Origin of the sequence: Flavipsychrobacter stenotrophus (genome assembly GCF_002954265.1) — a bacterium.
GTDB lineage: Bacteria > Bacteroidota > Bacteroidia > Chitinophagales > Chitinophagaceae > Flavipsychrobacter > Flavipsychrobacter stenotrophus.
This window is the reverse complement of sequence record NZ_PPSL01000007.1, coordinates 114,884-129,289: the sequence shown is the minus strand read 5'-3', so window position 1 is coordinate 129,289 and position 14,406 is coordinate 114,884. Positions and strand designations below refer to the sequence as shown.

Sequence of the window (14,406 nt, the reverse complement as noted above, 5' to 3'; positions counted from 1 at the left end):
TATTTTATACAATTCCAATAGCAGAAATTACGAGATACAGTATTGTTTATATATTTTTACCTCTGTTAATGAATTAATATTTTTTTGTTAAATAAAAATATTAATTTGTAGTTAGCGCCTCTCCTTTGGAAACTAATGTCAGTGCTCGTATTGCGGGTTTGTTTAATGGTGATTGTGTCGAAGGGAGTGGTATTATTTTGTATACCCATAGTGAAAATGAAAAATTATCTCATGAAAAAGACTTTATTACCCCTCGTTTTTTTATTGCTCGTTTGGGCAAATGTTGGAGCTCAGGTTACCTGGAGTTCCCCCAGCGGATTAGCCTACAATAGTGGTGGCAACTGGACTGGTGGCAGTGTTCCTAACTCTACTGCATGGGCGCAGTTTAGCACAGTAGGCACGGGCACTGCTGTTACCCTTACTGGTGGTGCGCAGGCGGTAGGAGCAATAGAGGTTACAGCAACCAGAACTGCCAACCTCAATATTACACCCTCAGCTACAGCGTCTTTAACGCTTAACGGGGCAACAGTAAGTGGTACAAGCGATGTAATTCTTTCCAATGCATCAACTACCATAGTTTTTGGTTTCCCTGCAAGTACATTAGCAATTCCGATTAGTGGCGTCACGAATAAAAATATCATTACCGGAGGAGGAAGTACAAGCTTAGTCACCGGGGGGACAATTAGCATCGGAGGGATACTTTCAGGAACGGCTCCCCTTACATTTTTAGGTGGCGGTACTTGGGATGGGTCTGCAGGTAACTTAGGCGGTTTGCTTAGACTTGGTGGGGCAAATACCATAAATGGAGGCATTACTGTTGGTAGCAGTTCTACTATAACCAACAGTGGAATGCTGGAGTTGACATCAATCACTTCTATTGCTAACGGTGCTTCCAACACCATAACCGTTAATCCATTCAGTTCATTATACCTCTCTTCAGCAGCAGGTACATATGCTATTAGTAGCGTAGATGTTGTTTTAAACAGCTTAGGTAATAATTCCACCTACACGGGCGGTGGAACATTGATAGCGAGCGGAGTGGCGCATACATTGAGTTCTCCAATAAATCTCGCATCAACTAGTGTAGGAATATCTATATTGACAAGTGGTACGTTAACTTTATCCGGAAACATCAGAGGTGTTGGGCAGATGGTGAAAATCAGTCCGGGCACTCTAATATTGGCTGGTAGCACAAATACCTGGACAGGTGGTACTAAAATAGTAGATGGTAAGATTAATGTACTTTCCACATCTGCACTTAGTTCAGGCGATCTTACATTTGCGCCAATTACGCTGGTTTCTCCAACTATTTCTCTTAATAATACGGTCAATTCAGTCGGTAGCTTATCCAGCTCGTTTGGTGTCAGTGCAGGTACAGCAGCAAATACACTGTTTATAGCGTCAGGTGCTACACTTACTGTAAATCAAACCTCCAATGGTTCTTACGGCACGGGTGCTGTAAATACCCTGACCAGTGCGATAAGTGGAACAGGAGCAATTTTGGCCAAGAAGGGTACTGCTACATTAACGTTTACCGGAACAAGCGTGACACTAAGTGGTCTTCGCATAGATGCGGGAGAAGTGAGATTGAACCCGGGGGCGTCAATTACCAGCGGTAATACGGTCACACTTTTAACCATTCCGGCATCCATAACACTTAATGGAGGGAATATTACAACTACTGGCATCACTACAGCAGCTACCATCACTCTTGGTACTTTAATGCTGAATGAAAATTCAACACTTGATCTGGGCACTGCATCAGTGCATACTATTAGATTTGCAACCGGTTCACCAACATGGACTGCCACAAAGAAGTTACTAATTACCAATTGGGGAAATGGCAGAATATTTTTCGGAACTACTTCAGGTGGTCTTACAACACAAGTGAGCGCCATATTTTTTGTAAGTCCTAATGGCGGTCAGGTTCCTGCACAAATCCTCTCTACAGGAGAAATTACACCATCTCCTGTTATTCGAAAACCTATTATTACAGGGGTGTCAACGAATATTGCTAATGCCGGGTCATCAACACTTACCATAACAGGTACAGGGTTTGATGCAACTTCGGCTAACCATGTAGTATATTTTGGCGCAACTAAAGCAACCATTTCGTCTGGTTCCACTACTACGCTCCTTGTTACGGTGCCATTGGGGGCCATCTACGCACCGCTATCTGTGCTAAATGCAGCCGATACTTTGACGGGTTTCGAACAGTATGCCTTCCTTCCTAAATTTGATACGGCAGGTTATATTCACGACGTAGTAAGTCTTAGTGATAAAATAGATTTCAGTACAGGCAGCAGCCCGTTTTACACTGCTATCGGTGATCTTGATGGTGATGGGAAATCGGATTTGGTAGTGGTAAATAAAGTAAGTAATACCGTATCACTCTATAGGAATACAAGCTCATCTGGTAGTATTACAGCAGGGTCTTTTGATGCTAAAGTAGATTTTGCTACTGGCGCTACTCCATACAGTGTTGCTATTGGTGATCTGGATGGTGACGGTAAGCCTGAAATAGCGGTTGCAAATTACTTTGGTAACTCAGTCTCTGTTTATCGTAACACTACCACAAGTGGTGCATTCACAAGTGGTTCTTTTGCTGCAAAAGTTGATTATACGGCGGCCACTAATCCTTATGGTATAGTCATCGCCGACATTGATGGTGATGGCAAAAGCGATATTGCGGTATCTAATACAGGATCAAATTCTATTTCTGTATTCCGCAATATGTCATTTAAGAATGTGTCATTCACGTCTGCTTCATTTGCTGCAAAACAGGATTTTACAACAGGGGCCTCTCCGCAAGGCATTGCTGTTGGTGACCTTGACGGGGACACTAAGCCTGATCTCGCAGTAGCCAATAGCGGAGCTACTACAATATCACTGTTCCGTAACACAGCTACCGCAGGCTTTATTAATATAAGCACCTTTGCAACTGCTACTACCGCCACTACTACTACCACACCAACAGGGTTGGTTATCGGAGATCTTAATAATGACAATAAGGCCGATATTGCGGTTACTAATAGGGGCTTAGGTACTGTTTCCTTATTCCGCAATAACTCTACAGTAGGTACCATTACTATGATTGCCAAAATTGATGTTACAATAGGCACAGGAACGACTCCGAATGCGTTGGCAATAGGTGACCTTGATGGCGATGGTAAGCCCGATATCGCTGTTGCCAATACCGGAACCTCTACTGTTACAGTAATGCGCAATACAGCCACGGATGCTGCTGCATTTAGTGCAACTACCTCGTTTTCGAAAACAGACTTTACACCTGCTGCCAATCCAATTGCAATAGCTATTGGTGACCTGGACAATGACGGTAAGGCAGACATGGTTGCTACAGATACTTTAACAGGGGCGATTTCTGTTTTCCGTAATGATCCCAGTACTGCTATCAGTATATCCGGTATTTCGCCAAACGAAGGAATACCTGGTGCTACGGTCACTATTACAGGTGTTGGGTTCAGTAATAGTTCATCCAATATGTTAGTTCGTTTTGGTACTATGCTGGGTACAGTAACAGGTGCGTCTACTACATTGATTTCTGTAACAATTCCTTACGGCGCTACACCTGGTCCGGTTTCTGTATTAAATAAGGCAAGTCATCTCACTGCGTATACCGACAGTTTGTTCAGATTGAAGTTTACTAATTCCTATTTCGATCCCAATACAGTCAATTTTAAACCATATGTAAGTTATGTTTGCGTGTCTGGCGCCCTTACTCCTTATGGCGGTGCTATTGGTGATATTGATGGCGATCTTAAACCGGATCTGTTGGTAAACAATGTCGATAATCCATCTTATACAGCATTATTGAATAGCAGCACAGCTCAGGGATCTCTTACCACCTCCTCGTTCAGCGGTACTGCACAAGGGTTAGGTTCTACATTTAAAGCAAATAATGCTAAACTCGCCGATCTTGATGGTGATGGTAAGCTAGATGGTGTTATAACAAATAGCCATACCAGTGGCACTACCCTGGCTATTCTTCGTAATACATCTACTTTAGGTGCGCCTACATTCTCGACTACTTTTATCAGTATTTCTGGCTTTACTGCGGTTAGTGCCATTGTCGATTTTGATGCAGATGGCAAGTCTGATATTGCGCTGTCATATCCCGGTGGTTTTATTGGCATTTTGCGCAACACTTCGTCAGTTGGTTCTATCTCATTCGCAAGCCCTGTATTTATATCCGCCGGCTCAGCACCTTCTGGTATTTGTTTTGCAGACCTTAATAATGATGGTAAGCCTGATATTGCAACTGCTAATTCAGGAGCAACGGGCTCTCCAGGAGTATATAACGGTTCGTCATTGACTTATGCGCCCAACGCGTCGTCTCCGGGAACCATATCTTTTGGTACATCTGTTTCAATAACTACAGGTAGTGGCCCTATCGACATCGTAGCGGCAGATATCGATCGGAATACCGATCGATTACCCGAATTGCTGGTAACAAACATCAATGATGGATCAATATCTGTGTTCAAAAATATATCTACTGTAGGAGGAACTATTGCTTTCGATCCTCAGTTTGTGTTTACAATAGGCAGCGCGGCGTCAGGCACAACCGGTATTAACGTTGCTGATTTTAATGGTGATGGAAAGATCGATGTTGTAGTGTCTAACGCTTATGCGGGTACAGTGTCGGTGTTGAGAAACACTGCAACCGCAGGTACTATAAACAGTTCAACTTTTGCAGCACAGGTTGATCTTTCATCGGGCCCGGCTCCGGTTACGGTTACCACCGGAGATGTAGACCGTGACGGGTATCCTGATATTGTTGTGGGAAATAGTACTACCAACACGGTTTCAGTCATCAAAAACTATCCTTTACCGCTGATTGGTACATCATCCGGAGCGACTTCGGTATGCGTAGGTGCCACAATAACTATTAGTAATACAGTTACAGGTGGCTTGTGGGTTAGCTCGCAGCCTGCTAAAGCTACTGTTGATCCTGTTACAGGTGTAGTTACCGGAATAGCTGCAGGGGCGGATACTATAGACTATTACATGGTTAGAGGTTTCGATACCAGCCTTGTTCGTTGGCCAATTACTGTCAATCCACTAGCTGATGTTGGAGATATCACCGGCACTTCTTCTGTTTGTACCGGTAATTCTATTACACTTTCTAATACTGCCGTAGGTGGCACATGGGGGGCAACAAATGGTTTTGCTACACAGGTTAACGGTGTCGTAACAGGAGTTTCAGCAGGTGTAGATACGATAACTTACTCTGCAACCAATGTTTGTGGTACGCGTTACGATTCCTTTGTTGTCACAGTTATCGCTTCTCCCAATGCAGGTACTATTACAGGCAGTTCTTCTGTTTGCACCGGTTCTGCAATTACACTCACCGATGCTGCTCCCGGCGGAAGCTGGAGTGCATCTAATGGTTTTGCTACGGTTGTCGACGGTGTTGTTACTGGTGTGAGCGCAGGTGTGGATACCATCAGCTATACTGTTAGCAACTCGTGTGGTACAGCCATTGCAACTAAAGTTGTTACTGTCAATTCGTTGCCCGATGCGGGTTCTATTTCCGGTAGTGCTTCGGTTTGCGTGGGGGCGGCTATTACCCTTACTGATGCCGTTCCCGGTGGTAGCTGGAGTGCTTCTAACGGCTTAGCTACCGTTGTAGGTGGTGTAGTTACTGGGGTTTCAACTGGCGTAGATACTATTAGTTATACGGTCACTACTGCTTGTGGTACTGCAGTGGCTACACATGTTGTCACTGTTAATCCGTTGCCTGATGCTGGTAGCATCACAGGTGGTTCCTCTGTTTGTACCGGTGCCGCGATTACACTTACCGATGCTGCCGTAGGCGGAAGCTGGAGCGCTTCTAATGGCTCTGCTACTGTTGTGGGTGGCGTAGTTACTGGTGTTAGTGCCGGTGTAGATACCATCAGTTATACCGTTACTAACGGTTGCGGCACTGCTGTAGCTACACATATTGTTACAGTTAACGCCACGCCCGATGCGGGTACTATTATGGGCAGTTCATCGGTTTGCACAGGGATGTCCATTACTTTGACCAATGCCGCTGTAGGCGGCAGCTGGAGTGCATCCAATGCTACTGCTACAGTAGTTGGCGGGGTAGTTACCGGCGTTATTGCAGGAACAGATACTATCAGCTATACTGTTACCACTGCTTGTGGTTCAGCATCTGCTACTAAGGTGATCACGATCAACGGTAGCCCTGATCCGGGAACGATAACCGGTGATACTACTTCTTGTGTAGGAGGTACTATAACACTTACTGATCTGGTTATAGGTGGCACATGGAGCAGCAGCAATACATCTGTAGCTACTGTAGCGTCAGGTGTCGTTACCGGGCTTTCAACTGGGTCTGCAGTTATTTCTTATACGGTTACTACTGCCTGTGGTTCAGCCTATGCCACTCACAGCGTAAGCTTTGGTGCCATGCAGTGGACCGGGGCTATTTCTTCCGATTGGAACACAGCGGCAAACTGGGGTTGTGGTGCAGTGCCTACAGTTACAGACGACGTAACAATTCCATCGTCGGCAACGTATCCTGCTATAGCTGCCTCGGCTACAGGCTCAGCAAGAAAAGTAACACTGGTTAGTGGTGCTTCAATATCTCTTGGCGCAGTTGCACAGTTAAATATAAAGGGTGATTTGACAAATAACGGAGCAATAACCGGCCCGGGTAAGTTATCACTCAATGGATCTTCGGCTCAATTAGTAAAGGGCTTGGGGACAGTTAATGAAGTTGAAATAGACAATGCCTCTGGTGTATCTATTGATACCGCTTCAAGAATGACAGTACGCAGTACATTATATATAACATCAGGTACCCTGGCAACAAATGATAGCCTTGCATTGTATTCCGATAGTAATAGTAGTGCAAGGATCGCTGAAATAGCATCTGGTACGCCTATAACGGGTAAAGTAAAGGTGTACCAGTATATTCAGGGTGGTTTACGTCGCTTCAGATTCTGGGCACACCCTTTCAGTACAAGCATTTCACTTGGCCAGTTACAGCCCTATATGGATATAACAGGGCAGGGTGGTGCCACTAATGGTTTTACAACTACCGGCACAAATGCACCGTCTGCTTTCAGGTTAGACCCTTATACAGAGAACTCTTTGCTCTCTTATGATCCGGGTTGGAAGGCCATTACTAAGATCAATGGTACAGAAGCCGATTCTAATAAACTGAAGAGATATCAGGGTATCCGCTTGTTTATGAGAGGCAAAAAAGGACAAGGCCTTGGCGGATTTAGCTATACACCTTCACCTAATATTGTAGCCATGAGTGGGCCGGTAAATCAGGGCACGCAGGTTGTTACATTATCAAGGGGAGCTACAGATCCTACAAACCAGGACTTCAACATGGTCGGCAACCCTTATCCGTCACCTGTTAATATAGGTGCGGCCATATATGCAGGTCGCGCAGTAACACTAGGTGGAACAGGTGATATTACCGGTTCTGCATTTTATGTCTACAATGCATCTCTTGGCGTTGCTGGTCAGTTCCAGCCGGTAACCATAAATTCAACCTCGTATTATATTCAAGCTAATGCCTGTGTTCAGGTGCGTGCTGCCGACGATCTGAAGCAGTTGACGTTTACTGAGAGTATGAAGTCTGATACGGTGAACACTATCTTATTTAAACAGCAGCCTCAAGAACATATTTCGTTGAATATTTATGACGCTACCTACCACATGTGGGATATGCTCACCATTAATTTCAATGCAGCTGCTACAGATGCTGAAGATGCAATGTATGATGCTGTTAAACCTGCTTTTGGCGACCTGAGTTTCTATGGTATCTCAACTGATAATAGGAAGATGGCAATAGATGCCAGGCAATTTGTAAAAGACAAGGTTGTGCCATTGGGTATCACCAGCTCTTACAAACAAGATTTTATCATCAGGGCTGACGACATGATCTTACCGGAGAATACTTCAGTTTTTCTTCGCGATAAATGGCTAAACAGAAGTACAGAACTGGCTGCCGGAAGTGAGTATAAGTTCTCAATTACCGGCGATGCTAAATCACAGGGAAATGACCGCTTTGAGTTAGGTCTGAAGTCAACTGCAACAGTTCCTGTTAAGCCTCTTGCGGTGAGCATGTCACCTAATCCAACAACTGATGCCGTGAAGATCAGCTTCACATCGGGTAAGAAGGAAAAGGTAGCGGTACGTGTTACAGACATCAGCGGAGTAAGCATCTATACACAAGACCTCGGCGAGCAGCTGAATGGCACAGTAAGTGTTCCACTGAATAAGTTTGCAGCAGGCATCTACCTGGTAGAGCTCACACAGGGCGACCAAAAAGTAACACAGAGACTGGTTAAGGAATAACCAATACCTACAATGCATGAGAAAGGGCAGGGTACACCAGTATCCTGCCCCTTTTTATTCTCATTGCACATACATTTCAGGTATATACATTGCTGCCACGTAACTATTGCCCTTCAGTTCCTATTGCATAATTGTGCATAAGGGCATTGGTGAGCTGTTTGTTGTGATGTTTGGTTTCATAGTTTGCAATTATGTCTTTTACATCATCGTATTTCAGCCAATACAGGCTTACGGGGCCTCTATAAGTTCCATCTTCTGAAAATACTGCCAACACAGGTGCTACTGCAAGGATCTTTATTTTTGTGGTAAGGGTTGCCGGGTCATATCTCCATTCCTCAAGTAATTTATATTTAGTTACGAGATAAAATGAAAAATTGTTGAACTGCATAAAATGAATTAGCCTTTCCATAGACAATGTATCCTTAAGCCTATCCCCTTCCAGTGTATAGCCATGTAATTGTTTGGCAAAAACCATAGAAGTAAGGATGCCAGCAAGTGTTGTATCAGGCTCTGTTGCAAGTTTTTCATGGTCCTGTATGTAATAGTCAGAAGTGTCATAGATATAAACAGATCTAAGTACTATCTTATGCCACGCAGCTGTATTGTTAGCAGCTGTGTTTTTAGCCTGTTTTTTCTTACTCTGCCCAATAGATGCACTACATGTAAATATGAGCGTCAAAATAAATACAATAATCTTGTTCATGGGTGTCAATTATCTGGTGCCGCTTCCATCGCGGTAGTTTTCAGTGAAGTAACTTGTCCAAAGGGATGTGGATATGTTGGCAAGCGGATGTGACCTGTAATACTTTTGCAAAACGTCGGCTACATCACTGTATTTCAGCCAGAGCAGCACCTGCGCACCATGGTACGATCCATCATCACCATACCCATCTTTCATCAGTCCTATTGAAGTTACTTTTACATCTGTAGTTCCGGTGCTTCTATCATATTTCCATTCCTCCAGTAATTTGTATTTCCATATTGTTTCATAATGAAAGTCAGATTTTACAACACGGGTAAATATTTTGCCTGTTACGGGATCCTCCACCTCTACTGTATCAATTCTAGGTGCCACCAATGATCTTACTTCCCTCATATCTATTGGTATAAGATTGTGGTCTTCCTTTTTATTGTAAGCATCTATTTTTCCATTCAGCACCTTCCTTATCAGCATTTCGCCAAGTGACGTATCATCAATGGGGGTAAGTTTCGATAAAAAGGTGTGCTGCGTATATGATGTATCGATTATTGAAACCTGTCTTACAATGTATCGGCTAATAGTGTTTTCTTTTGTCAGCTTTTTGGGCTGCTTTGCCTGTGCAAGAGTTATGACAGGCATGCAACAGAGCAGGAGCAAGATCGCTTTTATCATTGGTAATGGTTTATTGTTTAACTCAAGCACCTCGCGTTTGGATAGTATAATGATATAAATGTACTAATAGGAAGTCAATTTGTCACCCACGTACATTTATGCTTTCACTGATACTGTTTTCTGATCGAACACCTGGCATCAAGAAAATCCTTTAATCCTTTAATCCTTTAAAAATCCTGGTTCAGACACAAAAAAATCCCCGATACAAAGTAACGGGGATCTATAAATAAAATCTGAATTGTCAATTAATCAAGAACACCAAGCTTAGCCAGTTCCTTGTCCATATCGCGGGCTACCATACTACGTGGATACTCGTCACGTATGCGCAGGAATGCTGCCTTTGCTTCAGCTGCATTGTTATCTGCTTCATAAGCAAGACCCAACTGATACAGATACATAGGTGTGATCATGCCATCAGCTGCATTACCGGTAGCTTTCTTCAGGTATTCAATAGCGTTTTTCTTGTCGCCTTTTTCCATGTATGAAACGCCGATAGAACCCCATGCCTGGTAAGCAAGCAATGTGCCTTTGCCATCAAATCCTTTCAAAGCAGTGATTGCTTTGTCAAATTCACCCATTCTCATGTAGCAGATTCCTTCGTAGTAGCGGGCCATATTACCTGCTGCAGTACCATCATACTTCTTTTCTATCTTGGCAAAACCAATGTTCTTACCATCGCCATTAAGGGCAAGGTTCAGAGAATCTGCCTGGAAGTAAAGCTGTGGCATAGCCATAGCACTTGATGCCTTTTCTTCATTAGGAGCCTTGTACCATTTCTGATAACCAAAGAAACCTACACCAGCTATTACTAATACGGTAAGTGCTGTAGTTAGTATTTTCTTATTCTTTTCATAGGCCACTACAACACTATCCAGCGGGTTTGCGTCAAGGTCGTAATTATGCGGTTGATCTACTTCAGGAGTATTTGTTTCTGTTGCCATGAGTATTTTAAAAAATCTGTTTAATTATGTTAGTTGTGATATTTTAAGAAGTGTGCAAAGATAATTATATATACCATTAACCCAAAACTTCTTTATAAACAGATTGTCCACCTGCTTATGGTTGTCGTTTTGATCAGCCATTAGTTAATATTGTCTTCTTTAATCAACTATAAATGGATAATTTTCATCCATATAGATGTCTTTGTACAGTTCGCTGTCATCTGGGTACGGACTTTCTTCAGCAAATTTTACAGAAGCTTCTACTTCCACTCTTACTTTTTCGTTGATCGCGTCTATTTCTTCCTGGGTAGCAAAGTTGTTGTCCATAATGGTTTTCAACACATTTGTAATAGGATCTTTCTCCTTATACTCTTCCAGTTCTTCCTTACTACGATACTTTGCAGGGTCGCTCATAGAGTGGCCACGGTAGCGGTAAGTCTTTATTTCCAGGAAGGTTGGTCCGCCACCTTCACGCGCACGGCGCACAGCACGTTCTATACCCTTATGTACCTCTTCGCAGCTCATACCATCTACACTGTCACCAGGCATATCGTAGGCATCCGCCAATCTGTATATATCCAATACCTTAGAAGTACGCTCTACTGATGTACCCATAGCGTAGCCATTATTCTCACAAATGAAAATAACAGGCAGCTTCCACAGTACAGCCATGTTGAATGCTTCATGAAGCATACCCTGGCGGGCAGCACCATCACCAAACATACAAATAGTAGCATTGTCAGTACCCTGGTACTGTTCTGCAAAAGCTATACCGGCACCCAATCCTATCTGGGCACCCACTATACCATGACCGCCAAAGAATCTCTTCTCCTTAGAGAAGAAGTGCATACTGCCTCCTTTACCCTTGGTGCATCCTGTTGCTTTACCATATAATTCAGCCATACAAGCGTCAGCCGATATGCCCTTTGCTATTGCCAATCCATGGTCGCGGTAAGCAGTGATCATATTGTCAGTATCTTTTGTAGCAGACATAATACCTGCCGCTACTGCTTCCTGACCTATATAAAGATGACAAAAACCACGTATTTTCTGCATGCCGTACAGTTGACCTGCCTTTTCCTCAAAGCGACGCATAAGCATCATCAGCTCATACCAATACAGGTATGTTTTCTTATCGAACGGTGTTTGCACTATAATTAAATTTGTGCGAATTTATAAAAACTTTCGTTTCTAATCGCTGTTATACTAAACATATATTGGTACCCCGGCCGATTATTTACGTCATCGATTGCATTGCCTTAGACAACACCACTAATTAAAAACGCCACACCTTTTAATGGTATGGCGTCAATAATTTACTTGCTCCTCAATCTGCTATTATTGTATCGTAACAACAGATGAAAGGCTAAGGTTATTTGACGTGGCTTTTATAAAGTATATGCCGGGTCCATCAAAGGTGATTTCACTCTGTTGGTTGTTATTAACCGCTACTGTTTTAACCAATTGCCCCGCAGTGTTATAAATAGTTACAGAAATCTGCTCCTGAGAAGGAGTGTTTACCTGTAAGTATACGGTACTTCCGTTTGAAGGGTTAGGATATACGGACATGGTTGAATGTTCGTTATTAGAAAATTCGCTAATGCCGGTTGTGCCGGGGTTAAATTTGTGCGTCCAGGGTATAACATTAGAATTACTGTCAGTTCCGCCAAACAGGTAGATCTCATCTCCGTAAGTAACTGCCGCACTACTGTTGCGCTGTCTTAACAAGGGTGTAGCAGATGTCCATACTTGAGTTACAGAATCAAAACAAAAATCTGTATTGAATGTTGGTAGCAGCACGCTGGTCGATCCGCCGAAATAATACACCTTATGATGCAGAACCGCCGTTGCTCCGCCAAACCTTGTGGCCGGCATTGCTGCCGCTGTGGTCCAGCTATCAGTTCCCGGGGTGTATACATACACCGAGTTGTAGGTTACAGAACTCGACAAGTTTTTTCCGCCACATACATAGAATTTATTGTTCAAACATACTCCGCCGTTGTTCTGCAGCAATCCGAATGGCATTGGCGCTTTTGTTGTCCATGTATTGGTTGCCGGGTTGTAGGCTTCCGTTGACGTAAAGCTGCCGGGGTAACCGCCGGTTACATAGATTATGCCTTGTACTACTGCCAGAGAGAACTGAGAGCGGGCGGTAGGCATGGCTGCCTTAGTTGTCCAGGCATCTGTTGCCGGATCGTATTCTTCGACATAATTTACTATCCCGGCTCCGTCATAACCACCTATAGCATAAATTTTTCCGTTTACAGTGGCCACGCCAAATTCACCTCTTGCATAGGTCATTGGTGCTTTGCTACTCCATGTGTTGGCCAATGGGCTGTAGGCAAAGTTGTCTGCTGTTACTCCTATATTGTCTATTCCGCCTATTACATAGATAACTTCACTTCCTGCGGCGGCTCCGCAAAATTTTCGGCCGGCCGGCATGTCTGCCTTTACAGTCCAGCTTTGCGCGGTTGCGCCAAAATACATTGCTGCTGCAATGCAACTAAGTAACATCTTCTTCATAGTGTATAATTTTGTTTGTCAAATGTAGATGATTGTTTTATATAATCCACTTTAGTTTTTTTGATCGTTGTCGGTGATGTCGCCAACAAGTATTGCGCAATACCAATTACTTTTGCAAAGTATTACTTGCAGCCATTGACCAACAACCTCCGACTTAATAAGATCCAGCTTATACAGTACCGCAACTACAGCTCTTCGGTGTTTGAGTTTGCTGCGCCTGTTACCTGTATTACAGGTGCTAATGGCAGTGGCAAGACCAATCTGCTCGATGCGGTCTATTATCTCTGCTATACCAAAAGTTACTTCAGTGCCTATCAGCAGAATAGTGTACAAATGGGTCTGGACGGTTTCAGGGTAACCGGCAAGTTTGAGCATGGCGCAGATCTGGAGACGATCAGCTGCAAATGGAAGGCCGCAAAAAAAGAGGTGTTTAAGAATGAGGTTGCCTACGAAAAGTTTACCGACCACATAGGCCGCTACTCAGCGGTAATGATAGCGCCCGATGATACAGAGCTCATCAATGGTGGTAGCGAGCCTCGTCGCCGTTGGGTAGATAGCATTCTCGGACAGGTAGATAAAGAATACCTGGAACGGCTGATGCATTACCAGCGCATATTGTTGCAGCGCAATGCCTGGCTGAAGTTGCAGGCATTCAAATCAACGACTGATTACTCTGAACTTGATTTTTACAACGAACAGTTAGCTGCCGATGCCACTTATATCCACAGGCAACGGAGCAAATTTCTTATAGATTTTATGCCCTTGCTCAATGAGTTTTACCACAGGTTGAGTGGGGGAGCAGAGATCATTCAAGTGTCCTATACCGCCGATCTCAACAACAAGAGCATGGAAGAATGGCTGGTGAATGGTCTGGATCAAGATCTGCGCTTACAGCGCACTCTGCGGGGTATTCATAAAGACGACTGGGAGTTTTCCTTGAACGGAATGATCCTGAAACAATTTGGTTCGCAAGGCCAGAAGAAGAGCTTCTTATTTGCATTGAAACTCGGGCAATATGCCTACCTCAGCAAGGTACTCGGCCACTTACCCATATTACTGCTCGATGATATCTTCGAAAAGCTCGACCAAAGCCGCATGGAAGCCCTCCTCTCCATCATCCGCGATAAAACCTTCGGCCAGGTCATCCTCACAGATACCCACCCCGAGCGAATTCGCCAGGCTTTTGGGCCGGAAGCGGAGATAGGGTTTATTCATTTGTAGATGTTC

The 14,406-nt window shown here is 43.8% G+C and carries 7 protein-coding genes; 2 read left to right on the top strand and 5 right to left on the bottom strand.

Annotation, left to right across the window (positions count from 1 at the left end; genetic code table 11):
• Positions 1-231 precede the first annotated feature (231 nt).
• Entirely contained in the window at positions 232-8,343 is an 8,112-nt protein-coding gene (locus CJD36_RS20525; RefSeq protein WP_161499400.1) for an FG-GAP-like repeat-containing protein, read from the top strand.
• Positions 8,344-8,446: 103 nt separating this feature from the next.
• Here CJD36_RS20525 and CJD36_RS20520 read toward each other — a convergent pair whose 3' ends face one another.
• From CJD36_RS20520 to CJD36_RS20500, 5 genes are all read right to left on the bottom strand, one after another.
• Positions 8,447-9,046 carry a hypothetical protein gene (locus CJD36_RS20520; protein WP_105041078.1) on the bottom strand — a complete coding sequence of 200 codons (600 nt, stop codon included), beginning with the start codon at positions 9,044-9,046 and terminating at the stop codon, positions 8,447-8,449.
• A 9-nt stretch (positions 9,047-9,055) separates the two neighbouring features.
• Positions 9,056-9,715, bottom strand: coding sequence for a hypothetical protein (locus tag CJD36_RS20515; protein WP_133162738.1), 660 nt, complete (start codon positions 9,713-9,715; stop codon positions 9,056-9,058).
• Positions 9,716-9,960: 245 nt separating this feature from the next.
• A complete protein-coding gene (locus CJD36_RS20510) occupies positions 9,961-10,656 on the bottom strand; it encodes a tetratricopeptide repeat protein (protein WP_105041076.1) in 696 nt (231 codons plus the stop codon).
• A gap of 159 nt (positions 10,657-10,815) precedes the next feature.
• On the bottom strand, positions 10,816-11,808 hold the full coding sequence (pdhA, locus tag CJD36_RS20505; RefSeq protein WP_105041075.1) for a pyruvate dehydrogenase (acetyl-transferring) E1 component subunit alpha: 993 nt from the start codon (positions 11,806-11,808) through the stop codon (positions 10,816-10,818).
• Between the two features lie 186 nt (positions 11,809-11,994).
• On the bottom strand, positions 11,995-13,179 hold the full coding sequence (locus tag CJD36_RS20500; RefSeq protein ID WP_105041074.1) for a Kelch repeat-containing protein: 1,185 nt from the start codon (positions 13,177-13,179) through the stop codon (positions 11,995-11,997).
• Between the two features lie 60 nt (positions 13,180-13,239).
• On the opposite strand from CJD36_RS20500, the gene recF reads away from it, so the two are divergent.
• Positions 13,240-14,400: a DNA replication/repair protein RecF gene (gene recF, locus CJD36_RS20495; RefSeq protein WP_105041073.1), complete on the top strand. Its 1,161-nt coding sequence runs from the start codon at positions 13,240-13,242 to the stop codon at positions 14,398-14,400.
• The last annotated feature ends 6 nt before the right edge of the window (positions 14,401-14,406 follow it).

Excerpts from the sequence above, each read along its gene's own strand:
- CJD36_RS20515 (WP_133162738.1), bottom strand. The coding sequence starts at position 9,715 with ATGATAAAAGCGATCTTGCTCCTGCTCTGTTGCATGCCTGTCATAACT.
- CJD36_RS20500 (WP_105041074.1), bottom strand. The coding sequence starts at position 13,179 with ATGAAGAAGATGTTACTTAGTTGCATTGCAGCAGCAATGTATTTTGGC.
- CJD36_RS20525 (WP_161499400.1), top strand. The coding sequence starts at position 232 with ATGAAAAAGACTTTATTACCCCTCGTTTTTTTATTGCTCGTTTGGGCA.
- CJD36_RS20510 (WP_105041076.1), bottom strand. The coding sequence starts at position 10,656 with ATGGCAACAGAAACAAATACTCCTGAAGTAGATCAACCGCATAATTAC.
- CJD36_RS20520 (WP_105041078.1), bottom strand. The coding sequence starts at position 9,046 with ATGAACAAGATTATTGTATTTATTTTGACGCTCATATTTACATGTAGT.